At 70.6% G+C, this 24,186-nt stretch carries 20 protein-coding genes; 12 read left to right on the top strand and 8 right to left on the bottom strand.

Annotation, left to right across the window (positions count from 1 at the left end; all coding sequences use genetic code 11):
- Nucleotides 1-182: 182 nt before the first annotated feature.
- Nucleotides 183-1,184 (bottom strand): malate dehydrogenase, encoded by a 1,002-nt coding sequence (locus tag ACFVWR_RS16885; protein WP_387214753.1) that lies wholly within the window; start codon nt 1,182-1,184, stop codon nt 183-185.
- Nucleotides 1,185-1,230: 46 nt separating this feature from the next.
- Here ACFVWR_RS16885 and ACFVWR_RS16880 point away from each other — a divergent pair, with 46 nt between their 5' ends.
- From ACFVWR_RS16880 to ACFVWR_RS16870, 3 genes are read left to right on the top strand one after another with little or no spacing between them, the layout of a single operon-like run.
- Nucleotides 1,231-2,118, top strand: a complete 888-nt coding sequence (locus tag ACFVWR_RS16880) for a neutral zinc metallopeptidase (protein WP_387214750.1) — start codon at nt 1,231-1,233, stop codon at nt 2,116-2,118.
- A 25-nt stretch (nt 2,119-2,143) separates the two neighbouring features.
- On the top strand, nt 2,144-3,097 hold the full coding sequence (gene pip / locus ACFVWR_RS16875; protein ID WP_387214746.1) for a prolyl aminopeptidase: 954 nt from the start codon (nt 2,144-2,146) through the stop codon (nt 3,095-3,097).
- A 9-nt stretch (nt 3,098-3,106) separates the two neighbouring features.
- Nucleotides 3,107-4,291, top strand: coding sequence for an amidohydrolase (locus ACFVWR_RS16870; RefSeq protein ID WP_387214744.1), 1,185 nt, complete (start codon nt 3,107-3,109; stop codon nt 4,289-4,291).
- A 50-nt stretch (nt 4,292-4,341) separates the two neighbouring features.
- Here ACFVWR_RS16870 and ACFVWR_RS16865 read toward each other — a convergent pair whose 3' ends face one another.
- Together ACFVWR_RS16865 and ACFVWR_RS16860 are read right to left on the bottom strand one after the other, a co-directional pair.
- Nucleotides 4,342-4,782 carry an adenylyltransferase/cytidyltransferase family protein gene (locus tag ACFVWR_RS16865; protein ID WP_387214741.1) on the bottom strand — a complete coding sequence of 147 codons (441 nt, stop codon included), beginning with the start codon at nt 4,780-4,782 and terminating at the stop codon, nt 4,342-4,344.
- Nucleotides 4,783-4,872: 90 nt separating this feature from the next.
- The gene (locus ACFVWR_RS16860; protein WP_387214738.1) at nt 4,873-5,463 is read right to left on the bottom strand and encodes a hypothetical protein; all 591 of its coding nucleotides are present in this window, start codon (nt 5,461-5,463) and stop codon (nt 4,873-4,875) included.
- Between the two features lie 433 nt (nt 5,464-5,896).
- Here ACFVWR_RS16860 and ACFVWR_RS16855 point away from each other — a divergent pair, with 433 nt between their 5' ends.
- On the top strand, nt 5,897-8,479 hold the full coding sequence (locus ACFVWR_RS16855) for a right-handed parallel beta-helix repeat-containing protein (RefSeq protein WP_387214735.1): 2,583 nt from the start codon (nt 5,897-5,899) through the stop codon (nt 8,477-8,479).
- A 123-nt stretch (nt 8,480-8,602) separates the two neighbouring features.
- Here the strand turns inward: ACFVWR_RS16855 and ACFVWR_RS16850 are convergent, their stop codons facing one another.
- The 3 genes from ACFVWR_RS16850 to ACFVWR_RS16840 are packed head-to-tail and all read right to left on the bottom strand — an operon-like array spanning nt 8,603 to nt 12,824.
- Complete coding sequence (locus ACFVWR_RS16850) at nt 8,603-10,210, bottom strand: lipopolysaccharide biosynthesis protein (RefSeq protein ID WP_387214732.1); 1,608 nt, start codon at nt 10,208-10,210, stop codon at nt 8,603-8,605.
- A 50-nt stretch (nt 10,211-10,260) separates the two neighbouring features.
- Nucleotides 10,261-11,733 (bottom strand): Coenzyme F420 hydrogenase/dehydrogenase, beta subunit C-terminal domain, encoded by a 1,473-nt coding sequence (locus ACFVWR_RS16845; protein WP_387214729.1) that lies wholly within the window; start codon nt 11,731-11,733, stop codon nt 10,261-10,263.
- Nucleotides 11,730-12,824 carry a polysaccharide pyruvyl transferase family protein gene (locus ACFVWR_RS16840; RefSeq protein ID WP_387214726.1) on the bottom strand — a complete coding sequence of 365 codons (1,095 nt, stop codon included), beginning with the start codon at nt 12,822-12,824 and terminating at the stop codon, nt 11,730-11,732. Before ACFVWR_RS16840 ends, ACFVWR_RS16845 begins: the two co-directional genes overlap by 4 nt.
- Nucleotides 12,825-13,061: 237 nt before the next feature.
- Here ACFVWR_RS16840 and ACFVWR_RS16835 point away from each other — a divergent pair, with 237 nt between their 5' ends.
- Nucleotides 13,062-14,084 carry a glycosyl transferase gene (locus ACFVWR_RS16835; RefSeq protein WP_387214723.1) on the top strand — a complete coding sequence of 341 codons (1,023 nt, stop codon included), beginning with the start codon at nt 13,062-13,064 and terminating at the stop codon, nt 14,082-14,084.
- A 333-nt stretch (nt 14,085-14,417) separates the two neighbouring features.
- Here ACFVWR_RS16835 and ACFVWR_RS16830 read toward each other — a convergent pair whose 3' ends face one another.
- Together ACFVWR_RS16830 and ACFVWR_RS16825 are read right to left on the bottom strand one after the other, a co-directional pair.
- Entirely contained in the window at nt 14,418-15,140 is a 723-nt protein-coding gene (locus tag ACFVWR_RS16830; RefSeq protein ID WP_387214720.1) for a polysaccharide deacetylase family protein, read from the bottom strand.
- A complete protein-coding gene (locus ACFVWR_RS16825) occupies nt 15,137-16,114 on the bottom strand; it encodes a glycosyltransferase family 2 protein (protein WP_387214717.1) in 978 nt (325 codons plus the stop codon). Before ACFVWR_RS16825 ends, ACFVWR_RS16830 begins: the two co-directional genes overlap by 4 nt.
- Before the next feature lie 31 nt (nt 16,115-16,145).
- On the opposite strand from ACFVWR_RS16825, the gene ACFVWR_RS16820 reads away from it, so the two are divergent.
- The 7 genes from ACFVWR_RS16820 (at nt 16,146) to ACFVWR_RS16790 (ending at nt 23,864) form a co-directional block, all read left to right on the top strand.
- Nucleotides 16,146-17,105 (top strand): glycosyltransferase family 2 protein, encoded by a 960-nt coding sequence (locus ACFVWR_RS16820; protein WP_387214714.1) that lies wholly within the window; start codon nt 16,146-16,148, stop codon nt 17,103-17,105.
- Complete coding sequence (locus ACFVWR_RS16815) at nt 17,102-17,623, top strand: acyltransferase (RefSeq protein ID WP_387214711.1); 522 nt, start codon at nt 17,102-17,104, stop codon at nt 17,621-17,623. The genes ACFVWR_RS16820 and ACFVWR_RS16815 overlap by 4 nt, the downstream gene beginning before the upstream one ends.
- Before the next feature lie 273 nt (nt 17,624-17,896).
- Entirely contained in the window at nt 17,897-19,144 is a 1,248-nt protein-coding gene (locus ACFVWR_RS16810; protein WP_387214708.1) for a DUF1972 domain-containing protein, read from the top strand.
- Nucleotides 19,141-19,947 carry a CDP-alcohol phosphatidyltransferase family protein gene (locus ACFVWR_RS16805; RefSeq protein ID WP_387214705.1) on the top strand — a complete coding sequence of 269 codons (807 nt, stop codon included), beginning with the start codon at nt 19,141-19,143 and terminating at the stop codon, nt 19,945-19,947. Before ACFVWR_RS16810 ends, ACFVWR_RS16805 begins: the two co-directional genes overlap by 4 nt.
- A complete protein-coding gene (locus ACFVWR_RS16800) occupies nt 19,944-20,642 on the top strand; it encodes a hypothetical protein (protein WP_387214702.1) in 699 nt (232 codons plus the stop codon). Before ACFVWR_RS16805 ends, ACFVWR_RS16800 begins: the two co-directional genes overlap by 4 nt.
- Nucleotides 20,643-20,656: 14 nt before the next feature.
- Nucleotides 20,657-22,018, top strand: a complete 1,362-nt coding sequence (locus ACFVWR_RS16795; RefSeq protein ID WP_387214699.1) for a hypothetical protein — start codon at nt 20,657-20,659, stop codon at nt 22,016-22,018.
- Between the two features lie 67 nt (nt 22,019-22,085).
- Nucleotides 22,086-23,864, top strand: coding sequence for a polysaccharide biosynthesis tyrosine autokinase (locus tag ACFVWR_RS16790; RefSeq protein ID WP_387214696.1), 1,779 nt, complete (start codon nt 22,086-22,088; stop codon nt 23,862-23,864).
- Nucleotides 23,865-24,186: the final 322 nt, after the last annotated feature.

Raw genomic sequence — 24,186 nt, 5'->3', positions numbered from 1 at the left:
GCCCGCCGCACGAGCGCCACGCCCCGGGCGGCGGCCACCGGGGACCGTCGCGCGCGGGGCGAGTTGTTGCGGTCTGGGGAGGCGCCCAGCTCGCAAGAACTCGCCCCTCGCGGGCGCCCCTCGCGGGCGCCGCACGGGGCACGCGCCACGCGACGCGCGCGCGGCGCGCTTGGCGCGGCGCGCTAGAGGAGGCCGAGGGCGCGCACGGCGTCGCGCTCTTCGAGGAGCTCGGCGACGGAGGCGTCGATGCGGCTCCGGGAGAAGGGGTCGATGTCGAGCCCTGGCACGATCTGCCATTCGCCGTCGACCGAGCGCACGGGGAACGAGGAGACGAGGCCGGCGGGCACGCCGTACGAGCCGTCGGACGCGATGCCGGCCGAGGTCCAGCGCTCGCCGGTGCCGCTCACCCAGTCGTGCACGTGGTCGAGGGCGGCGCTCGCCGCGGAGGCCGCGCTGGAGGAGCCACGCACCTGGATGATCTCGGCGCCGCGTTTCGCGACCCGGGGGATGAACTCGTCGGCGAGCCAGGTCTCGTCGACCAGGTCGGTGACGGGGCGGCCGTTCACGGTGGCATGGCAGATGTCGGGATACTGGCTGGCCGAATGGTTGCCCCAGACGATCACGCCGTCGATCGCCGACACCGGCACCTCCAGCTTGGCGGCGAGCTGCGCGACCGCGCGGTTGTGGTCGAGGCGGGTCATCGCGGTGAAACGATCTTTGGGAACGTCGGGCGCGTGCGCGCTCGCGATGAGTGCGTTCGTGTTGGCGGGGTTGCCGACGACGAGCACGCGAACGTCGGATGCGGCGCCCGCGTTGATGGCCTCGCCCTGCGGTTTGAAGATGGCGCCGTTGGCCTCCAGCAGGTCTGCGCGCTCCATGCCTGGGCCGCGCGGCCGAGACCCGACGAGCAGAGCGATGTTGACGCCGTCGAACGCGGCCGTCGCATCCTCGGTGACCTGGATGTCGTTCACGAGGGGGAACGCGCCGTCCTGCAGTTCGAGCGCGGTGCCCTCGGCCGCCGCCCGGCCCTGCGGGATCTCCAGCAGGCGCAGGTTCACCGGAACGTCGCGCCCGAGCAGCTGGCCGGAGGCCGCGCGGAAGAGGAGCGCGTAGCCGATCTGACCACCGGCGCCGGTGACGGTGACGGTGACGGGAGGGCGGGATGCGGAGGTTGAAGCGTTCACATCGCCAGCCTATTCCGCGGGTCGCCGCAGGGATAACGTGAGCGGCATGACGTTCAACCCGAACGCCGACATCAGCGGCGGCAAGACCAGGAAGCGTGGCCGCACGGCCGGGATCGCCGCCGGAGGCGTCGGGCTCGGGGCTGTGGCCGTGCTGTTGCTGTCGCAGCTTCTCGGCGTCGACCTCACCGGGTTCGTCGGAGGCGGCGCGACCGGCCAGACGCAGGAGATCGGGACGGGTGAGACCCTCGAGAACTGTCGCACCGGCGCCGATGCCAATGCGAACATCGAGTGCCGCATGAAGGGGGCTGCCGCATCCCTCGAAACCTACTGGGCCGACGAGATGCCGGCTCTCGGCGGCCAGTACTCGTCTCCGCAGTTCATGCTGTTCACCGGCCAGACCGAGACGCAGTGCGGCACCGCGTCGAGCGCGAGCGGCCCGTTCTACTGCCCGCCGGATCAGACGGTGTACGTCGACACCACCTTCTACGACGAGTTGCGCACCCGGTTCGGCGCCAGTGGTGGCCCGCTGGCGGAGATGTACGTCGTCGCGCACGAGTGGGGCCACCACATCCAGAACATCGGCGGCATCATGGATGCGCACCCGGGCAAGCAGAGCGGTGCCGGCTCCGACAGTGTGCGCATCGAACTGCAGGCCGACTGTTTCGCGGGGGCGTGGGCGGGCGCAGCGTCGACGACGAAAGACGAGAACGGCGTCGCGTTTCTGCAGCCGATCACCCAGGCGCAGGTCGCGGACGCCCTGAACGCGGCGGCGGCTGTGGGCGACGACCACATCCAGGAGGCGTCCAGCGGGCACGTCGAGCCCGACACCTGGACGCACGGGTCGTCGGAGCAGCGGCAGCGCTGGTTCGGCCGGGGCTTCACCGACGGGGCCGAGGCCTGCGACACCTTCGGGGTCGGAGCCGGGTCGCTGTGACCGCGTCGCTGTAGCCTTACGGACCATGCGCACCTTCTACCCCGCGATCGAACCGTACGACTCCGGTCTGCTCGACGTCGGCGACGGCCAGCAGGTCTATTGGGAGACCAGTGGCAATCCGGAGGGCAAGCCGGTGGTGTTCCTGCACGGTGGCCCGGGCGGCGGAACGAGCCCGAACCAGCGGCGGCTGTTCGATCCGCAGAAGTATCGCATCGTGCTGTTCGACCAGAGGGGATGCGGCAAGAGCCTCCCGCACGCCAGCGACCCCGAGGCAGACCTCAGCGCGAACACGACCTGGCATCTGGTGGCCGACATCGAGCGGTTGCGCGAACATCTGGGCATCGAGCGCTGGCAGGTGTTCGGCGGGTCGTGGGGGAGTTCGCTGGCGCTCGCCTACGCGCAGACGCATCCGGACAGCGTGACGGAGCTCATCCTGCGCGGCATCTTCACCCTGCGGCAGGTCGAGCTCGACTGGTTCTACGAAGGGGGAGCGGCCGCTCTGTTCCCGGACCTGTGGGAAGGGTTCCTCGAGCCCGTGCCCGAAGCGGAGCGGGGGCATCTCGTGCGGGCATACGGCCGCCTGCTCGACGATCCCGACCCCGCGGTGCACCGGCCGGCCGCAATCGCCTGGTCGCGCTGGGAGTCGTCGACGATCACCCTGCTTCCCCGCCCGGAGGTCGTGGCGGGCTTCACCGAGCCGGACTACGCGGTGGCGTTCGCCCGCATCGAGAACCACTACTTCCGGCACGGGGGGTGGTGGGAGGAGGGCCAGCTGATCCGCGATGCGGAGAAGCTGCGCGGCATCCCGGGCGTGATCGTGCAAGGGCGATACGACGCGTGCACACCGCCGATGACGGCGTGGGAACTGCACAAGGCGTGGCCCGAGGCCGACTTCCGGCTCATCCCGGATGCGGGCCACGCGTTCGACGAGCCGGGCATCCTGGACGCCCTCATCGAAGCCACCGACCGGTTCGCGTAGGCGACGGCCGTGCAGACCCTTCTCGAGAATGTGCGCCCGTGGGGCGGGCCGGCGGCAGACATCCGCATCTCCGACGGCGTGATCGCAAGCATCGCGCCGCGCACCTCCGACTCAGCAGTTGCGGGCGATCCGGCGACGCGGTTCATCGACGGTCAGGGCCTCCTGGCGCTCCCTGGATTCGTGAACGCGCACGCGCACCTCGACAAGAGCTGGTGGGGCAAGCCGTGGGTGTCTTACGGCGGTGAGGCGACCACCCTGGGGCGGATCGCCCACGAGCGCGAGCACCGCGGCGAGCTCGGGATTCCGAGCGTCGACAGCGCGGTGGCACTGCTGGGCGCCCTGGTGGCCCAGGGCACGACGGCGTTTCGCAGCCACGTCGACGTCGACCTCGGGGTCGGGCTCGACGGCATCCAGGTTGTGCGGGATGCGGTGGGGGCGCTCGGCGTTCCTGTCGCGCTCGAGATCGTCGCTTTTCCCCAGGACGGCGTTCTTCGGCGCCCCGGCGTTCTCGACCTGCTCGACCGGGCGGCCGCGGAGGGCGCCGACCACGTCGGGGGTCTCGACCCTGCCTCGATCGACCGCGATCCGGTGGGGCAGCTGGATGCGCTCTTCGACATCGCGGACCGCCGCGGCGTCGGAGTCGACATCCACCTGCACGACGGCGGAGAGCTGGGCGCCTTCCAGTACGAGCTGATCATCGAACGCACGCTCGCGACGGGACTCGCCGGTCGGGTGAACGTCGCCCACGGCTTCGCCATCGGTGAGCTCGCGCCCGCGCGGCAGCAGAAGCTGATCGAGGGGATGCGCGAGGCCGGCGTCTCGATCACCACCGTCGCGCCGATCAACGCGCCGCGACTGCCGCTCGACGCTCTGCGGGCGGCGGGTGTTCCTGTCGGGCTCGGCACCGACGGCATCCGGGACCTGTGGGGACCGTACGGCGACGGCGACCTGCTGCGCCTCGCGACCCGACTGGCGCAGCTCTCCGGCGCCCGGCGCGACGACGAGCTGACGGCGGCGGTGCGGCTGGCGACGAGTGACGCTGCGGGCTTCGTGGGGCGCGCATCCCACGACCTCGTGGTGGGGTCGCCGGCCGACATCGTGCTGCTCGACGCCGAGAACGTGCCCGAAGCGCTGGTGGCTGCGCCGCCGCGGCGGCTCGTGCTCGTCGGCGGCGTCGAGTTCCCGGTCGCCTGAGTCTCGCTCGGGCACGGGCAAGCGGGCCAGCCGGCCGGCCGCGCCCGAGATCAGGCTTGGGCGGCGGCGGACGAGGTGAGCGCGTCGAGCGCGCGGCGGAGCACGGTGCTCGAGGTCGACATCGTGTACGGGAAGTACACGACTTCGACGCCGACAGCGGCGAACTCGCGTTCGAGCCGCAGACCCTTCTCGGTGCCGCGCCAGTCGTCACCCTTGAAGAACACGTCGAACTTGAGGGCGCGCCAGGTGTCGAGCTTGTCGGGAACGGTCTCGGCGACCGCCGCATCGACGAAACCGATGTTGGAGACGATCTCGAGGCGCTCGGCGAGCGGGATGACGGGGTCGATCCCCTTCGTGAGCCGCAGCATCTCGTCGGAGACGACGCCCGCGATCAGGTAGTCGCACTCGCTTTTGGCGTGCTTGAGGATGTTGAGGTGTCCGATGTGGAAAAGATCGAACGCCCCCGCGGCATAGCCGACGCGTCGGGTCACGGGCCACTCCTTCGGGTTGAGAGATCCTCACCTATTCTGTCCTATAAGTGAGAATTTGTCACCCGGCGGTAAAAGCCGGCCCGGCAGGCCCTAGGAGGTGGCCGACAGAACGCGTGCGATCTCGGCCGTCAATGGTTCGATCTGCGCGAGCGACGCGATGTAAGCAGCCTCGCCGCGTCCGTAAGGATCGAGGATGTCGCCTTCCGCATACCCGCGCCGCGTGCTCGAACCCCGGCTCGTGACCAGGGCGCTCGGCCGGTTCGCGGTCGCCCAGGCCACCAGCTCGGTCGCGGACACGTCGGACGGGTTCGGGTGGGCGCGCACCGCATCCGTGAACTCCGTCAGCGTGAAGGCCCGACGCAGGGCCCGGGGGTCGTGCGCGGTCACCCACTCACGGTGCTCGCGGGTGGCCGTGAGGATGAGGTCGGATGCGGCGATGATGTCGCGCGTCGCCTGCCGCGCGACGAAGGCGCTGCTGTCGATGCCGCGGTCGGCGAGCAACTCGTCCATCGGCGACGAGATCGGCCAGCCGGCCATCGCGTGCGTGCCGGCGGAGCTCACCGCGAAGCGGGGGTCGTCGGCGAGGTCGGCCGCCAGAAGGAGATCGGCGGCGGGCGAGCGGCAGATGTTACCGGTGCAGACGGTCAGGATGCGGAACTGGGCGGACTGCGAGGAAGGCATCCCGCCATTCTGGCGGAGCCACCCGCGAGGGAGGCCCAGAAACCTGTAAGCGACCTGGGAACTTTTTGCGGCGAGGCGTAGCGGAACGCTCTGTGCATCCTGAATACTGTACGGAACCGCGGTTCTGTCGATCGGCGTGTGAACAGGGGTTTTCACCGCTATTGCACCCTAATGGGGGGCAAATTGTTATCGGCAGGATGCTCGGCCTCAGGTAAGGTTGAGAGTTTGTGTTCGCGTTGTGGAACGCACTCTGTTAGCGTTCCTGCAGAAATTCAGTAGTCGTTGGTCTCACCTACTGTTCCGCCCCAACAACGACGACAGCATTGGACAGACACCCCCTATGGTCCGTCAGCCCTCCCATCGCCTCACAACAACCCCCAGAACAACTCGCAGACTCGGTTTCGGAATCGCGGCCGGCGCCACAGCCGTCGCGGTGGCCGCCTTCGGCCTCCCCGCTCTCGCGGCCAACGCCGCACCGATCAGCTACGCGAACGACAAGAAGATCGTCTCCGACACCCTCGACCGGGTGCAGAAGAACGGCTGGGGCTCCGCCCCGGTCGGCGGCGAGTACTCCGTGAACAGCCCGCAGGCGTTCTCGGCCGACGGTGCCTCGGGCGTCGCGGCCGTGCCGCGGCCTGGAGCATCGCTCACCGCATCCCTCCCCTCCGCCACCGCGGGCGACGCCGACCTGTCGGCGACGATCAGCCTCCCCGCCGTGCCGACCACCGGCAACGGCGTCTACTCGGGCGTGCAGCTCCGTTCGGCCAAAGGCTCCTACTACCAGGCCACCGTTCGAGTGGATTCGCGCGCCCGCGCACTCCTCTCGATCGCACGAGTCAACGGCTCCACCGCTGACCAGACGACCATCGTCGGCGAGAAGGTCATCGCCGAAGGTGTGAAAGCCGGTCAGAAGATCGCCGTCGACTTCCGTGTGACGGGAACCGACACGGTCACCACCAGCGCGAAAGCCTGGCTCGCCGGGGCGACGACCCCGGCCGACTGGCAGCTCACGGGAACCGACTCGAGCGCCAAGCGCCTCACCGGCTCCGGTGCGGTCGGCCTCTGGACGTACGTGTCGAGTGGCAGCGCCGCGGCATCCGTCGCGTTCGACGATGTCACCGCATACTCTCTGAAAGAGGTCGTCGGAGGTGGAACGGCGACACCGCCGGTCACCCCGCCCACGACCACGACGCCGAAGCCGACTCCGTCGGACCCGGCCAAGCCCACGACTCCGCCGACGACGCCCACCACCCCGACGACGCCGACGCAGCCGACAACGCCCACCACTCCCACGACGCCGACCACTCCGGCCGGTGACACCTCGATCGACCAGAGCGGCGCGCGCTCCAGCACGGGCTCGCCGGTCATCGGCAGCGCGTCGTACGCCGTGCCGGCCGGTGCCTACTTCGTGGCGACCGGCGGTTCGGACGGCGTCGCCCGCGGTACAGAGGCCACTCCGTGGAAGTCCGTGCAGCACGCAGTGGATGCGGCGCCCAGCGGCTCCACCATCGTGCTGCGAGGCGGCACCTACCACGAGACGGTCATGATCCCCCGTGGCAAGCAGCTCACCATCCAGCCGTACCCGAAGGAGGCCGTCTGGTTCGACGGCAGCCGCACGGTCGGCGACTGGACCAAGTCGGGATCGACCTGGGTCGCCGGCGGCTGGAACGTCGACTTCGACGACAGCCCCACCTACACCCGCGGCGCCCCTGACGGCACCGAGCCGGGATGGGCGTTCGTGAGCCCGACGTACCCGATGGCCGCGCATCCCGACCAGATCTGGATCAACGGAGCAGCGCTCAGCCAGGTCGGCTCGCGGTCGGCGGTCAAGGCCGGAACGTTCTTCGTCGACACGGCGGCCAAGCAGCTCGTGATCGGGTCCGACCCGAGCGGCAAGCAGGTTCAGTCGAGTGACACCGTCAAGGCGTTCACCGTTCTCGGCGACGGCTGCACTCTGCGCGGCTTCGGCGTGCGCCGGTACTCCCCGTCGGTTCCCGACATGGGCGCGTTCCAGATCTACGCGAACAACGTGACCCTCGAGAACATGTCCGTCACGGACAACGCCACGACCGGTCTCGTCACGGGTGGGCTGAACACCACCTGGACGAACGTCACGGTCGCCCGCAACGGGATGCTCGGAGCGCAGGCCACGTACGCCGACGGCCTCAAGGTCACCGGGATGCTCGCAGCCGACAACAACACCGAGCACTTCAACCGTGCGCCGGTGGCCGGTGGGCTGAAGGTCGCCCGCTCGCGCAACATCACCGTCACCAACAGCAACTTCTTGAGCAACGCCGGAAACGCGCTGTGGTTCGACGAGTCGGTGTACAACGTGAACGTCGCGAACAACGACATCGTCGGCAACGACGGCAACGCGCTCGTCGCGGAGATCTCAGCCAAGTTCGCCATCGCCAACAACGTGATCGCGAACAACGGCATCGCGGGCATCCTCGTCAGCGACACCGGAACCGTGGACATCCGCAACAACACGATCTCGGGCAACCAGCGTGACATCAACATCACGCAGGGCAGCCGCCGGGCGAGCCAGCTCTCTACGGCGGGGCACGACCCGCGGCAGTCGCTGCCAGACCCGACGGTCACCTGGGTCACCGGCAACATCACCGTGATCAACAACGTGCTCGCCAAGAGCACGGGCAACGCCATCCTGGCCGTCGAGGACTACAGCCACGAGCGGTCGGCATCCCAGATGGGCATCACGGTGAACGGCAACGTCTACCAGCGTTCGAGCACCTCGCTGCCGACCTGGTCGGTCGTCTGGTCCCGTGGCGCTGGCAACCCGGCCGTCTACAACACGCTGGCCGACTTCACCGCGGCCACCGGCCAGGACAAGTCGTCGCGGGCCGTCGACGGGTCCGAGGTGCTCTCGGGCATCAAGCTCCTCCCGGCCATCGCGGGGGCGGTCGGCTCGATCGCCCAGCCCATCCCGGCCGTCATCGCGGGCCTCACCGGCAAGCCGGCCGGTACCGTGCAGCTCGGAGCGTGGCCGACGCGCTAGCCCTGTTGCCTGGGCCCTGACGCTGCCCGGGCCCTGAAAGTTCGTGCCAAAAGTGCGGTTCCCCTTGCGGGAACCGCACTTTTCGCACGAACGGAGCGGGGTGGGCGGGGTGGGGGTGGGTGGTCAGCGCTGGCGGATGAGGCGCGCGGCGGCGAGCACGCTCGCGAGGTCGCGGCGCACGGGCCGGAAGAGCAGCGCGGCGACGGCGTAGATCGCGAGAGCGGCGACCAGGGCGGCGACGACCTGCACGAGGTCGGGCAGGGATGCGGCGAGCCAGGTCGCGCCGCCCGCCGCCCCCGCAGCCACCGCGGCGAGGGCGAGGATGCGCGAGGCGCCGGCGTACAGACGCGCGGTCGGCACGTCCGTGTGGCGCGACAGCCACCACAGGGAGATCGGCCAGGAGACGGCCGGGGCGATCGCGTAGGCGATCGCGACGCCCAGCACCCCGCCGAACGAGCCGATCCCGATGCAGACGATCTTGATCGCGGCGCTGACCAACGAATACCTCAGCAGCTCCCCGGTCAGCGCGCGCGACACGTAGACCCAGTAGCCCACGAAGGCGAGGATCTGGAAGATGCCGGCCACCGCGAACAGCCGGAGGACCGGCGCCGCTTCGAGCCACTGAGGCCCGAGCAGCACGGCGGTGAGCGGTTCCGCCGCACCGGCGACGAGCGCGAGACCCGCCACGATCGTGTACCCGAGCGCGACCTGGCCGCGGCACAGCCAGTCGGCGAACCGGTCGCGTTCATCCTTCAGCCGGGAGAAGACGGGCAGCGCCACAGTGGTGAGCGGGATGCGCACCTGGTTGAGCGGCGTCATCAGCAGCTGGAAGGCCCGGCTGTACAGTCCGAGCGAGATCGTGCCGAACCTCACGCCGACGAGCACGTTGTCGACGTTGTTGCTCACATAGCTGACGAGTTGCGACGCGAGCATGTTCCAGCCGAAGCGGATGAACCCGCGGATCGACTCGTGGCGCTTCGGCAGGCCCGGGATCCAGCGCGCGGCGATCACCAGCACGACCAGCAGGATGGTCGCCTGACTGAGCTGCTGCGCGACGAGTGCCCAGTATCCCCAGCCGAGCAGTGCGCCACAGATCGCGACGATCAAGGCGATGAAGGGGGCGAGGATGTCGGCGGCCGCCACCGAGGAGAACTTGAGACGGCGCACCAGATCGGCTCGGTACTGCGTGCCGAGGCCGTTGATCAAGAACGTGAGGGCGAGTGCGTGCGAGATCGGCACGAGCTCGGGCTGGCCGAACGCGGCGGCGATCAGTCCGGCTCCGATGAACACGACCACGGAGAGGACCGCGCCGATCGCCGCGTTGACCCAGAAGAGGTTGTCGCGCTGCCCGCGTGTGACGGTGGTCGCCTGGATGGCGGCGGACGACAATCCGAAGTCGCGGAACAGTTCGCCGACGCCGATGATGGCGAGCACCATCGCGATGAGTCCGTAATCGTGCGGGCTGAGCAGCCGGGCGAGCACCACGACGGAGACCACCTGCACGAGGACTTTGCCGCCCTGAGCGGCGAGAGTCACGGCCGCTCCGCGGGCGGCCTGTGCGCCGAGGCGGGGAGTCGTGGTGGGGGTGGTGGCGGCGGATGCGAGTTCCGCGGCCTCCTCCAGGAGTACCTGCTCTGACGGGGTGGCCGCGGCGAAGTCGGCCGCGTCGCCGATGGTGGCGGGGTCGGGCGCCAACGTGGGCTCCGGGTCGCCCGCCTCGGCCGCGGACACCGGGCGTCCGTGCCGGTGCCGGCCGCTTGTTCGGGTCGTGCGCCGATCGCTCACGATGTGGCGCGCCCGTCGGGATCGGTGGCGGGTGCGGCGGGAATGGTGGGGGTGCTGGCGGCCGCGCGGCGGCGGCGGAACGTTCCCCGCGCCATCCGGATCGTCTCGCGCAGGCGGGGGACGGCGAGCAGGGTGAGCCCGAAGCCGCGGTACTTGGGCACCCGGCCTCCTGCCAGGCGTGCCCCGAGGAGACGCCCGGCGAGAGTGCTGCGACGGGTGGTCTGCAGCGGTTGCACGGCGGCGAGGTCGTCGACCTCCATGGGGGTGACCGAAATCACCCCGGCCTCGACGGCGCGCAGCACGATGTCGTAGCCGCGCTCGGTACGGGCGATGAGTGCGCTCCGCCCAGCGCCTTCGGCGAACACGGGATAGCCCTGCGAGTCGGACTGCCAGAAGTCGGCGGCCGTGATGTCGGCGCTCTCACCGACGCCGTCGGCGCAGACTTTGCACCGCCACTGCACGGCCGGGCCGAGGGTGGAGCCCCACGACTCCTCGTAGCTCGCGTCGGCCTGCGACCCGTCGCGGCGCACGGCGGTGAACCGTCCGGGCCAGCCCCGCCCCCGGTACCAGAGGTCTTTGAGCGGCTCGTCGCTGGGGATGCCGAGCGAGGTGACCAGTGCATCCGTCGCGTGCTGGCTGGGGGTGCCGGCGCAGAAGAACGAGAGGATGACGGGGTCGGAGCCCGGCAGATCGGCGTCTGCGGTCGAGCGGGTGGCGATCAGGGAACGGACGGCGGATGCCTCGCACGGCTTGCCGACGAACAGACTGCCGTTCTGCACGGCGGCGGGCTGGGCGGCGCTGGGCGTCGGCGCGTAGCGGGATCCGGCGGCGGCGATCGCCTGGTCGCGCGACATGATGGTGACGCTGACCGTGCGCCGGGGCTCGGCCGGGTCGGCGGTGGCGCCGACCATGCGAGCGGACTGGCCGGTCTCGAGCATCCACGCCGCGATCGCGCTGAGGGCGCCGCCGCTGGAACCGCGGTGGCGGGTCTCGCTGTCGGTGGCCCACGCCTTCCAGGCGCGCACGACCGGCCCCATGGTCGGGTGCCGCCTCGCGGCGGCCGGACGCGCTGCCGAGACGGTCACGCCGGGGCACGCGGCCTCGAAGCGGGCGACCGCCGCCGGGTCGACGCGGGTCTCGGTGGGCGTCGTGGCCTCCGTCACCGGCACCGGCACCGGCACCGGCACCGGCACCGTCGCCGAGGGGCGAGACGTTGCGGGCTGGGCGGGGGCTGCGGTCGCAACAACTCGCCCCTCGGCGGTGGATGCGGGGGCTGGGGCGGGGGCGACGCGGACGGGGCGGAAGTAGCCCTCGGCGTTGCGGCGCATCTCGATGCCGGAGTCGAGGAGGGCGCAGGCGCCGCATCCGGAGCAGTTTCCCGAGTCGACGACGCGGGTGATCGCGGCGTCGAGAGCGGCGGATGCGGCGGCGGAGTCCACCGTCGGCGCTTGGCGGGTGGCGGCGGTCACACCGTCACCTCGCTCAGCACGAGATCGCGCAAGGCCCGTTCGGCCACGCTCAGGGTCTGGTGGGCTCGGGCGAGTGCGGCGTCCGCATCCTGTCGCAGGGTCGGCGACGCGAGTTCGGCCAGAACGTCCGCGACGGGGTCGGCGCTGGTGCGGAGGTCGACGGTGTGCGTCCAGCCGAGGTCGGCGAGCAGGGGGGTGAACTTGCGGGAGTACGCGAGCGGAACGGCGGGCGTGCCGACCGAGAGCGCGTTGAGGCAGGCGTGCATTCGGGAGCCGATGACGACGTTCGCCGAGGCGACGGTGTCGCGCACGTCGCCGAGCCCGGTCGGAAACACGATCTCGGCGTCGGGCGCAACGGAGGCCGAGAACTCGCGGATGGCGGCGATGTCGGAGTCGGGGTTGTCGGACTCGAGCACGTGGGCGAGCAGCGTGATGCGACGGCCGGATGCGGTGAGCGAGCGGTAGAGGCGCGTGACGGTCTCGCGATACGCGGCGGAGTCGACGTGCGGATTCGGAAACCAGAGGAGTCCGGAGATGTTGAGCACGACATCCCGCGACTTCGCGACGTCGGGGCGGGGGAGCGCGAACACCACGTCGGTGGTGAGAACGTCCGGGGTGCGGCCGAGCTCGCCGGCGTGACCGGCGCTCGCCGAGTCGCGCGCCATGACGAGCGCCGCACGTCGCAGCGAGTGCCGCCCGATGGTGCGGCCGCGCCTGCTGTCGAACGGGCCGATCGTCTGAGGCCCGAGCACGACGGGCACGCCGGCCTGGGTCGCGAATTCGGCGACCGTCGACATGACGACGAGCCGGCGCCTGCCGTAGATGTCGGCGAAGCTGTCGCCCGAGCGGGTGTCGATCACGAGGTCGAAACCGGCGAGCCATTTCTGCATCCCGAGCCTGCCGAGCAGGCGCTCCTTCACGAGCGAGCGCACCCTGCCGATCGGGAGCTGGGGCACGCGGAGCCCGTAGTTCTGGAACACGATCTCCGCATCCGGCCACACGCGACGCACCAGCTCGGCCGTGCCGGAGCCGAGCGCGCGAACGCCCAAGTTGGGTGAGGCGTCGTCGGCCCAGAGAATGAGAACACGCATTTGGCAACACTTCCGCGGTCGGGTCAACGGATGCGCGGGGCGCGTCCCTCACGCGCCTTGCCCGGCAGCCGTCGTACGGGTGCCTCTAGTTGAGACTTACTCATGTATCTTAGCGACGTGCGTGTCGGCCGCGTCCACCCGATCCGCCACCCGCTTGCCCCCACTTCAGGGGCATCAGCGGTGCCTCGCCGCCCGGTGGGGCCAAGATGGAGCGCACCGACCGACCGAGGGGGACACTTGGCAGACCTGATCGTGCAACAGTCGTTTCCCGAACCGCGACCGACCACGAACCCGTATCTTGTGATGCTGCGCGACAGCATCCGCGAACTGCCCGGGGTCGAGCTGCGCACGTTCAGCTGGCGGGGCGCGCTGCTGCGGCGGTTCGACGTGTTCCATGTTCACTGGCCCGAGATCCTGGTCTCCGGCCAGAGCCCTGTGAAGAAGCTCGTTCGGCAGGGGCTCACGCTCATCCTCGTCGGCAAGCTCGCGGTGACCCGCACGCCGATCGTGCGCACGATGCACAACCTCGACCTCCCCCAAGGCATCTCCCGCAGGGAGCGGTGGCTGCTGGCGCTCATCGAGCGGCGCACCACCCTCCGCATCCGGCTGAACCCGCTCACCCCGCTGCCGGCGGATGCGGCGTTCGAGACGATCGTGCACGGCCACTACCGCGGGTGGTACGCGCCGTACGCCCGGGCCGCGAGGGTGCCCGACCGGCTCGCCTACGTCGGACTCGTGCGCCGGTACAAAGGCGTCGACGCGCTGGTGGCGACGTTCCGCAAAGCGTTCGCGGGCACCGGCGCATCGCTGACAATCGGCGGAAAACCCTCCAACGACGAGCTCGTCGAGCAACTGCACAGCCTGGCCGCCGGCGACCGCCGCATCGACCTGCATCTCGCCTTTTTGACCGACGCCGAGCTCGTGGCGGCGATCACCGCATCCGAACTCGTCGTGCTGCCGTACCGCGAGATGCACAACTCGGGCGGTGCGCTCTCCGCGCTGTCACTCGACCGGCCGGTGCTCGTGCCGTCGAACGAGGTCAACGGTATGCTCGCCGACGAAGTGGGGCAGCAGTGGGTGCAGCGCTACGAGGGTGACCTCACCCCGGCGGCGCTCGAGGCCGCCCTCGCCGCGGTGAAGAGCATCCCCGAAGCCGACCGTCCCGACCTCTCGCACCGCGAGTGGGACGATGCGGGCCACGCCCACGTCGCCGCCTACCGGCGCGCGATCGCGCTGCTGCGCGGCCGCCGCCGCCGCTAGCGCCGCCGCCGTCGAGTGTGGCCGTTGCGGTCGAGTGTGCCCGGTGTGCCGGCCACGTTCGACCGGAGTGGCCACGTCCGATCGGAACAGCCACATTCATTCGGAAAGGCGCTCGCCTTGTGACCTCCGGCGCGCGATCGCGTTGCAGGCCGGTCGCTGGCGTCGAGTGTGGCCGTTGCGGTCGAGTGTGCCGGGTGTGCCGGCCACGTTCGACCGGAGTGGCCACGTTCGATCAGAACGGCCACGCTCGATCGAAGGCGTCGCGCTCGCAGTGCAGCGCAGCCGAGCGGGGCGGCGCGGGCGGCGCGGCGACGCGTGCGGCGCACGAGCGCGTCAGCGCTTGAAGCGGCCCTCGAGAACGGGGGTGCCGGCGACGAGCGCGTCGCCCAGCGAGCGGGCGGCGAGACCGAGGTCGGCGTAGCCGTCGAGCACGCGGGCGATCAGGTCGACGCGGTCGACGGTGGGGGCCGGGCCGTCGTCGACGCCGTCGTGGTGGTCGGCGTAGCTGTCGTGGGCGAGCAGGATGCCGCCCCGCCGTGCGCCGCGGAGCGCTGCGGCGACGCGCTGCTCCTGGGTGACGTCGCCGCGCGAATCCCACGTCGTCGGCCCCCAGAGCACAGGCGTGAGCCCGGCGGCGCGGATGTGGCGCCACGAGCGGTAGGTCTGGTGCCCGTACGGCGGGCGGTACCACTGAACGGGGCGCCCGGCGGTGTCTTCGAGTTCGCGGCGTCCGTCGAGCATCCGCTGCCGCACATCGTCGAGCGGCAGGGTGGTGATGTCGCGGTGGTCGACGCCGTGCAGGGCGACCTCGTGGCCGGCGTCGACCACCGCGGCGACGAGCGCCGGGTCGGCGCGCACCCGGGTGAGCAGCATGAAGAACGTCGCCGTCGCGCCGCGATCGGCGAGCACGGTGAGGATGCGGTCGGTGTTGCCGGCGACCGGCCCGTCGTCGTAGGTCAGCACGAACTCGGGGGCGTCGGTGCGCACGTCCACGATCGTTCCGGCGAAAGCGGTCGCCCGGCGGAGTGCGGCGACGGCGACGCTGCGCGCGCTCATCCGGCGGCCTCGTCGCGGGCGTACTCCTGGTAGACGACGCCGGCCGCACCCTGAACCATTCCGCCGCCGCGCCAGATCGCCCGCGCCCCGCGAGCCTGATGGGTCAGGGAACGCGTCACCGAGCCGAAAGCCCAGCGCACTGCACCGCCGACGACGCGAACCAGCCCGCCGACGACGCTCGACACCCGCGCCACGATGGCGCGCATCCGGCTGCCCGCGAGACGCACGCGCAGCACGCTCGCCGAGTTGCCGTGGCTCCAGGCGCGCTTCAGCACCCAGCGGCGGGTCATGCGATCGAGGGGCACGAGGTCGGTGATCGCGGATTCGTCGCACCACACCATCCGGAGCCCGGAGGCGTGCAATTGGCGGCTGAACAGAGTGTCTTCTCCGCCGCTCAGCCCGAGGTCGTCGGCGAACCGCACCCCGGAAGCGCGCACCTGGTCGAGGTCGAGCAGCAGGTTGCCCGCGGCGGCGACGTCGATGGGGGTTCCGGTGGGCATGCTGCGCCGCACATAGAACCGGCCGGCGGCGAGCCAGGGGTCGAGCGGGCCGGCGAACGAGGCGACGACGCGCCCGGCGACGGCGGCGGGATGCCCGGCCGACTCCCACGTGTCGAGCAGGTGTTCGAGCCAGCCGTCGTGGGGGTGCTCGTCGTCGTCGATGAACGCGAGCAGCCGCGAGCCGGCGACCTCGTCGAGCGCACGGTTGCGCACCGCCGAGATTCCGGGATGCGGCTCGACGACGTACCGGAGGCGCGCATCCTGCACCGCTTCGACGGCCGGCCGGCCGCTCGCCTCGGGATCGTTGTCGATCACCAGAACGTCGGCCGTGAACGCCGCGCGGTCCGCGCCGCCGAGTGCCGCGGCGCGATCGGCGTGCGCGAGCAGCATCGGAAGCAGCGTGGTGAGCTCGGCTGGACGGTGGAACGTCGGCACGGCTATCGTCACTCTCACCGGCTCGTCCGGTCGCACCATCTCGCCCCCTCGGTCGTCAGAGCGGAAGTCTATGCCAGAGCAAGCACGTTTCGCGGGCTGCGCCGTCATCGTGGTCAACTACGCGTCTTCGGGGCTGCTGTCGCAGAACCTGGTGCGACTGACGCGTGATGCGGAGGGGCTCACGGTGGTCGTCGTCGACAACGTGAGCACCGCGTCCGAGCGGGATGCGGTGGTCGCGCTCGCCGCGGCGGAGGGCTGGTCGACGGCGCTGCCCGGCACGAACCTCGGCTTCGGGCTCGGCGTCAACGCGGGAGTCGAGCGCGCCCGCGAGCTGGGCGCCGACCGTTTTCTGCTGCTCAACCCGGATGCGGTGATCGAGGCCGCCGACGCCGCCCGCCTCTTCGGGCGGGTCGCCGCCGAGCCGCTCACCCTCGTGTCGCCGAAGGTCGTGCGCCCCGACGGATCGACCTGGTTCGCGGGCGCCGACGTCTCGCTCGCGGACGGCCGGATGAGCTCGGCGGCGAAACGCCCGCAGCCGCCCGAGCGTCGCGCGGAGCCGTGGCTGAGCGGCGCCTGCCTGTGCGTCTCCGACGAGCTGTGGGAGAGGGTCGGCGGTTTCGCCGACGGCTACTTCCTGTACTGGGAGGACGTGGAGTTGTCGCACCGGGTGCTGGCCGTCGGCGGCGCTCTCGCCGTGGCCGACGACGCCCTGGCCGAGCACGCCGAGGGCGGAACGCAGCAGGAGGGCGCCGAGCACGCGTCGTCGGCCAAATCGGACGGCTACTACTACTACAACATCCGCAACCGGCTGCTGTTCGCCGCCCGCAACCTGCCGACCGACGACGTGGTCGCCTGGCGCCGCACCGCGACCCCGGTCGCTTGGGAGATCCTGCTGCAAGGCGGTCGCCGGCAGTTCTTGCGGTCGCTGCGACCGTTCGTGACGGCGACGCGTGCCCTCCGCGACGGCCGTCGCATCGTGCGCGACGAGTTGCGCGCTCGTGCCGTCGGCTCTGCTAGGAATGGCTCATGAGCATCCGGGGCAAGCTGCGTCGCTACACGGAGCTGGCGCGCGGGGTGCTGCGTGGGCATCCCGGGGCGCGCATCGCCGCCGGGGTGCGGATGTCGGGGCCGGGAACCTACGCGCTCGACCGCGGGAGCGCCATCCGCAAGGGCGCCCGCCTGTGGGTGGGCGAGGGTGCGACGCTGCGGCTCGCCCGCGGCAGCGCGATCGGCGCTCGTTGCACGGTGAACGTGGAATCGGGAGTGACTCTCGGTGCGGGCACGCAGGTGTCGTGGGATGCGCAGCTGCTCGACACCGACTTCCACCGCATCACGGCGCCCGACGGAAGCGTGCGAGCGCACACCGCCCCCATCGTGATCGGTGAGCACGTGCTGATCGGAACGGGAGCGCTCGTGCTGAAGGGCGTCGTTCTCGGCGACGGCGCTGTGGTGGCCGCGGGCTCGGTGGTGACGCGGTCGGTGGCGGCCGGCGTGGTGGTGGCGGGCAACCCGGCCAGGCCGGTCGGCGAATCCGCCTCGTGGACCTGACGCGCCCGGCCTGTCGTCGCAGGTCTGACGCGCCCGGTCTGACGCGCCCGGTCTGACGCGCCCGGTCTGACGCGCCCGGTCTGACGCGCCAGCCCGACAAGTCACCCCCGGATGAGGGGGCGACAACTGAGGAAATCTCGCATTAGACTCGTGGCAGCAACAGCGACCCGACCCTGGTGCGATCATCAAGCGTTCTTCTCACAGGTCTCGTGAGAAGAGGACCACACTCCGGTCGATCCGTCGTTCCGTCAGCCGACCGAGAGCGAGCAAGACATGGGCAATGGGGGTGACCGCCTCAGCATCGCGTTAGTAGGTACGCGCGGTGTTCCGGCACGATACGGCGGATTCGAGACGGCGGTCGAAGAGGTCGGCCGGCGTCTGGCCGACCGTGGCCACGACGTCGTCGTGTACTGCCGAACGCTCGACGACTCTTCCGGCCGTCCCGACACCTACCAGGGGATGCGCCTCGTGCACCGCGGAGCGATGCGCAAGCGTTCCCTCGAGACGCTGAGCCACACCGGCCTCTCGGTCGCCCATCTGCTGCGTCACCGCACGGATGCGGCGATCGTGTTCAATGCCGCGAACTCGCCATACCTTCCGCTGCTGCGGGCGGCCCGCATCCCCGTGGCCACCCACGTCGACGGCCTCGAATGGCGCCGCGCCAAGTGGGGCAAGGGAGGCCGCAGCTACTACCGGTTCGCCGAGTCGTGGGCCGTGCGCTGGTCGGATGCCCTGATCGCCGACGCGCACGGCATCGCCGACTACTACCGGGACGAATTCGAAGCCGGCACCGAGCTCATCGCCTACGGTGCGCCCCAGGTCGATTCGTCGGCAGACCTGCTCGCCGACCTCGACCTGACACCGGGCGGCTACCACCTCGTCGTCGCGCGCTTCGAGGCGGAGAACCACGTCGACGTGATCGTCGACGGCTACCGTCGCAGCGGTGCGACGAAGCCGCTCATCGTGGTCGGGTCCGCTCCGTACGCCGACGACTACACGCGCCGCGTGCACGGCTTCGCCGACGACCGCGTGACGTTTCTCGGCGGCGTCTGGGATCAGCGGCTGCTCGACCAGCTGTACGCCGGCGCATACACCTACCTGCACGGCCACTCGGTCGGGGGCACCAACCCGTCACTGCTGCGCGCACTCGGAGCGGGAACGCCGACGATCGCGTTCGACGTCTCGTTCAACCGGGAGGTCGTGCGCGGCTCCGGCAGCTTCTTCACCGATGCGGACAGCGTCGCCCGCGCGATCGAAGCCGCCGAAGCCGCGCCCGACGCGGTCGCCGACCGGGGGCGCATCGCCGCCGAGCGTGCCCACGACTACGACTGGGACGACGTCGCGGATGCGTATGAGCGGATGTGCGAGCGCCTGGTCTCCGGCGAGCTCAGCCGCCCGAAGCGCCCGCTCTTCGCCCAGCGCACCGGCCGGGCCGCCCGCACGACGGCCGCTGCCGCCGCCGGCTTGACCGCCGCATCCGCATCCCCCGCACCGACCACCGGAGAGGTGACCGCACCATGACCGGAGAAGGACTCGCGGGAACCGCATCCCCCGCCCCCGCCGAGACCTACCTCGGGGTCGTGCGCCGTCTCGGCGCCGCCCAGAAACCGGCTGCCCGTTCGGCGCCGGCGTACTCGCGCTTCGTGAACCGCCGCATCGGCCGGTACATCGCCGCCTGGGCCTACCGCTCCGGCCTGTCGCCGAACGCGGTGACCGGAATCAGCGCGATCTTCACGTTCGCCGCCATCGCCCTGCTGATCCTGTTTCCGCCCACCTGGATCCTCGGCATCGCCGTCGCGCTCCTGCTGCTGATCGGCTACGCGTTCGACTCGGCCGACGGCCAGGTCTCCCGGTTGCAGGGCACCAGCAGCCCGGCCGGCGAATGGCTCGACCACATGGTCGACGCCACCAAGGTCTCGACGATGCCGCTCGCGCTCGCCATCGGCTTCTACCGGTTCGACGTCGTTCCGCGCGGCTGGCTGCTCTTGCCGATCGCGTTCGCGATCGTGGCGGCCGTGCTGTTCTTCGGCATGATCCTCACCGAGCAGCTCCGCCGCCGCACCGCCGGCGCCGTGCCGCTCGCGACGGAGCAGCCCGGCCGGCCGTCGTGGGTGCGGGCCATCGCGGTCCTCCCCATGGACTACGGCGTTCTCTGCCTCTCGTTCGTGCTGCTCGGGGCCGTTCCGGTCTTCGTGGTGGTCTACACGCTCATCTTCGCCGCGACCACGGCGTTCCTCCTGCTCGCGGCCGTCAAATGGTTCCGCGAGCTCCGGTCCTGGACTCCCGACCCCAGTGCCACACCTCAGAAAGGAAGCCTCCGATGACGAAGGCAGACAGCATCCCGAGCCCCGCATCCGGTGGCGGTGGGGGCACGCCGGCACGCAACCGCGTCCGCACGATCGCGCTCATCGTCGCGGCAGCCGTGGTGGTGGCCCTCGTGGTCATCGGGCTGGTGCTCGCGGGGGCGCGCGGAGCCGCGACCAACGGCGGCGGCCAGGGCGACGCGGCGAACCTCGTGCCCGGAGCCAGCGGCTCGCCCGCACCGCCGTCGCCCTCGGCCTCGTCGTCGAACGGTAAAGACGAAGGCGGCAGTGACGGCACGGCGACCCCCAAGGTCGACCCCCGCTACGGCGCCGAGGTGGCCCAGACCGTGAAGCAGGATGTGGATGCGAAGCTCAGCGGCGGACTCACGGCCAAGGTCGTCTCCGTCGAGGCGGACGACGCCAAGGCCGTGCGTGCGGGGGAGACCGCCGGCGACGCCGTGAAGGTCACCATCTCGCTCACCAACGGCACAGGACGGGACGTCTCGCTGTCCCAGCTCTCGGTGAACGCCTACTACGGCGGCAAGGCCACTCCTGCAGTCTCCCTGACCGACGGCGCCAAGCCGCTCGTCGGGGCGCTCGCGAACGGCGCCACCGCATCCGGGGTCTACCTCTACACAGTGCCCAAGGCGCAGCAGGACTCCACCGTGATCACCATGACCGACGCGGCGGGATCCCCCGTCACCGTCTTCAAGTAGGCGAGCCGCCCACCATGCTCTCCGCCACCGCATTCGCCGCCGTCACCGGCCCGACCGTCGATCGCACGCTGATCCTCGCCGTCGGGCTGCTGGCGGCGGTGGCTGCGTTCCTCGTGCTGCGGCGCTCGCCGAAGCTCGCGGTCGGTGTGTGGATCGTGGTGCTGTGCTTCGTGCCGGTGTGGATCGGGCTCAACATCGGCTTCAACGGAAGCTACTACCTCCCGGCGGCCTCGGCGGTGGCGCTGCTCGTCACCGTGTCGCTGCTGCCGGTGAAATCGTTCCGGTTCAGCCTGCTCGACGGGCTCGTGCTGCTTCTCGTGGTGTTCGGCCTCACGTCGCTCATCGCCGAGAGCCCCACCATCGCCATCGGGTTCGCGTTCGCCCTCATCACCTACTTCGTCATCGGCTACGTGCTCGGCCGCGTCGTGCCGCTGCGCGTCGAGCCGAGCTGGATCTACGGGGCGATCGCCATCGCGTTCACCGTCGTCAGCGTTCTCGCGATCATCGAATTCGTCGCCGTATGGAACCCGTTCGTGCTCATCCACGCCAACAACTCCATGTTCGCCACCTGGGGTCAGCTGCAGGAGCGCGGCGGAGTGCTGCGGGCGGAAGGCGCGTTCGGGCACTCCATCGCCCTCGGGTCGAGTCTGGCCATCGCCATCCCGCTCACCCTGGCCGCCCGCTTCCCTCTCGCGGTGCGCGCCGCCATGGTGCTGCTCATGCTGGTGGCGACTGTGGTCACATTCAGCCGCATCGGAATGATCACCGCGTTGCTCGGGCTCGTTCTCTCGATCGTGTTCATGCGGGATGCGATCTCCCGCCGCAGCCGGGTCGTGCTCACGACCTGCATCGTCGCCGCCTCCGCCGTGCTCTTCCCGCTCGTGTCGACCGTGTTCGACGACGCCGGCAGTGAGGCATCCGGGAGCGCCGAATACCGCGGCGACCTGCTCTCCCTGCTCGGCAGCATGAACTTCGTGGGGGTCGCCGACTCAGCGCGGCGCGACTCCACGGGGCAGGTCTACTTCGGCAACTTCCGCTCGATCGACAGCCAGCTCATCCTCACCGGGCTCTCGAACGGGCTGATCGCGCTCATCCTCATCGTCGTCGCCCTGCTCGTCGGGATCGTGCTCGTGATCACGCGACGGGCAACGCCGCCCACGATCGCCGTGGTCGCACAGATCCCGGCGTTCGCCACGGTGGCGCTCATCACCCAGTACTCCGTGTTCGTGTGGTTCGCCATCGGACTCGCGGCCTCGACGCAGCTCGCGCAGCGTGGCCGTGGCGCCGAAGGCCGCGACGAGCTCACGCTCGCACACCACCGGGCACACGAACGGCCGCGAGAACTCGCGACCGCCACGAGCATCAGGCGGCCCTGACATGCCGCCGCGCTCGAAGCACATCCAACCGCCCCGCCCCACCTCCGACCACGTGAGAGGCCCTGCAATGACCCAGCACCAGTACTTGGCGGCGTTCAAACGCTATTGGTACGTCGTCTTGATCTCCACGATCGTCGGCGCGGTCGGGGGATGGGGTCTGTCGCAGGTCGCGACGCCCGTCTACACCGCCACGGCGAGCCTCTACTTCTCGCTCAACTTCGGTGGAACGGCCAACGACCTCAACCAGGGCTCGACGTACACGCAGAACCAGATGCTGTCGTTCGCCCAGCTCGCCGAGTCGCCGATCGTGCTGCAGCCGGTGATCGACGGCCTCGACCTCGGGGAGACCCCGTCGGAGCTCGGGGACTCCATCTCGGTCAGCACACCGCAGAACACCGTGATCCTCGAACTGGCGGTGACCAGCGTCGACCCGGCCGAAGCCTCCAAGGTCGCCAACGCCGTCGCCGCGAGCCTCGGCGACAAAGTCGAGCAGATCGCCCCGAAGAGCGTCGCGGGTGACACCACCGTCGCGGTGCGCGTCATCAAGCCGGCCGTGACGCCCCATTTCGCGTCCTCCCCCAATACCAAACTCAACGTGGTCGCCGGGTTCCTGCTCGGACTCCTCACCGGGGCGCTCATCATCGTGCTGCGCGAACTCCTGGACACCCGCGTGCACACCGCCGCCATCGCGACATCGGTCACCGGGGTGCCGCTGCTCGGCACCGCAGAGAAGGACAAGCGGCGCGCGTCCGGCCCGGTCGTGCTGCGCGACCCGCTCTCCAACGCGGCGGAGAACTACCGGCAGCTGCGTTCCAACCTCGAGTTCGTCGCCGTCGACTCCGACACTCTCGGCTTCGTCGTCACCTCCTCGGTTCCCGGCGAAGGCAAATCGCTCATCGCCCTCAACCTCGCGCTCGCGCTCGCCGAAGGCGGCCGCAAAGTGCTGCTGGTGGATGCGGACCTGCGCCGCCCGATGGTCGCCGCCTACACCGGCCTCCCGGGCGCGGCGGGCCTCACCTCGGTGCTGGTCGGGCGCGCATCCGTCGACGACGTGCTGCAGACGTGGGGAGACACCGGCCTGAACGTGCTGGCCAGTGGGCCGATTCCGCCGAACCCGAGCGAACTGCTCTCCTCCCGTGTGATGTCAGACCTGGTCGACCGCCTGGTGCACGACTTCGATGTCGTGGTCTTCGACACCGCGCCGATGGGCGCCGTCGCCGACGCCGCCATCCTCGCCCGCATGGTCGACGGCGCGCTCGTCGTCGCCGACCGCACGCGCGTGCACCGGCCCCAGCTGTCGCAGACGATGGATTCCCTCGAGAAGTCGGGTGTGCGCGTGCTGGGTCTCGTGCTCAACCGCGCGACGCCCACCAAAGACCGCCACGCGTACTACTACCGTGCCACCGAGCCGGCGAAGCCGTGGTGGAAGCGGATGTTCTCCCGGCGCCAGACGGGTGCGCCGTACGTTCCTCCGATCGTGCCGACCGCCGTGGCAACGGCTTCGAACGCGGCTTCGAACGCGGCTTCGGCCGCGGCGGTCCCGACAGCCGCGGCGGTCGTCTCGGGTGCGGCCGTCGCGCCGGGTGACCGTGGGCGCGATGGCGGCAGCTCGCGCGACGCGGCGCCCGCATCCGGGCCTGCATCCGGGCCCGCGGATGTCGCGAGTGTGGACATCGAGGAGCTCGAACTCGGTTTCGGCGAGGCCGACGACTCTCCCCTCGACGACGAGTTCGAGGACGAGCTTGGCGACCCCACCCTCGACGTCGAAGAGCTCTACGAGCCCGCCCAGGCTTCCGCCTCCCGCTCGGACACCGTCCCCGAGCCGAAGAAGCCGCAGCGCCGCTGACCGCCACGCGCCGCGCGGCGGCGCGCCGCGCTCGAAGGTTGCCGTTCTCAACGACTGTGGCCATTGCGGTCGAGTGTGCCCGGCATACCTAGCACACTCGACCGCAGGTGCCACATTCGCCGCTGACCTAGGCCGCCCGGGATCTGGGATGTGCGTGGCGAACCGTGGTCCGCTTCCACCCCGCACGCGCGTCGCCAACGTGCCGCACTCTCGCGGCGATGCCGGCGAGTGTGCCCCCCTCAACGAGAGTGGCCGTTCCGGTCGAGTGTGCCCGGGTTGGCTGGCCCAATAGCCCGGCACCGGCCCACACCGCGCGGGCCCC

The sequence above is a fragment of the Leifsonia sp. NPDC058292 genome (assembly GCF_042880955.1).
Lineage (GTDB): Bacteria > Actinomycetota > Actinomycetes > Actinomycetales > Microbacteriaceae > Leifsonia.
Note: the sequence above shows the minus strand (reverse complement) of the source record. Positions and strands in the feature narration are given on the sequence as shown.

Bases quoted from the DNA above. Each gene is read 5' to 3' on its own strand.
- ACFVWR_RS16800 (WP_387214702.1), top strand. From the start codon at position 19,944: ATGACGAAGGCAGACAGCATCCCGAGCCCCGCATCCGGTGGCGGTGGG.
- pip (WP_387214746.1), top strand. From the start codon at position 2,144: ATGCGCACCTTCTACCCCGCGATCGAACCGTACGACTCCGGTCTGCTC.
- ACFVWR_RS16830 (WP_387214720.1), bottom strand. From the start codon at position 15,140: ATGAGCGCGCGCAGCGTCGCCGTCGCCGCACTCCGCCGGGCGACCGCT.
- ACFVWR_RS16805 (WP_387214705.1), top strand. From the start codon at position 19,141: ATGACCGGAGAAGGACTCGCGGGAACCGCATCCCCCGCCCCCGCCGAG.
- ACFVWR_RS16880 (WP_387214750.1), top strand. From the start codon at position 1,231: ATGACGTTCAACCCGAACGCCGACATCAGCGGCGGCAAGACCAGGAAG.
- ACFVWR_RS16825 (WP_387214717.1), bottom strand. From the start codon at position 16,114: ATGGTGCGACCGGACGAGCCGGTGAGAGTGACGATAGCCGTGCCGACG.
- ACFVWR_RS16815 (WP_387214711.1), top strand. From the start codon at position 17,102: ATGAGCATCCGGGGCAAGCTGCGTCGCTACACGGAGCTGGCGCGCGGG.
- ACFVWR_RS16790 (WP_387214696.1), top strand. From the start codon at position 22,086: ATGACCCAGCACCAGTACTTGGCGGCGTTCAAACGCTATTGGTACGTC.
- ACFVWR_RS16820 (WP_387214714.1), top strand. From the start codon at position 16,146: ATGCCAGAGCAAGCACGTTTCGCGGGCTGCGCCGTCATCGTGGTCAAC.
- ACFVWR_RS16795 (WP_387214699.1), top strand. From the start codon at position 20,657: ATGCTCTCCGCCACCGCATTCGCCGCCGTCACCGGCCCGACCGTCGAT.
- ACFVWR_RS16860 (WP_387214738.1), bottom strand. From the start codon at position 5,463: ATGCCTTCCTCGCAGTCCGCCCAGTTCCGCATCCTGACCGTCTGCACC.
- ACFVWR_RS16840 (WP_387214726.1), bottom strand. From the start codon at position 12,824: ATGCGTGTTCTCATTCTCTGGGCCGACGACGCCTCACCCAACTTGGGC.
- ACFVWR_RS16810 (WP_387214708.1), top strand. From the start codon at position 17,897: ATGGGCAATGGGGGTGACCGCCTCAGCATCGCGTTAGTAGGTACGCGC.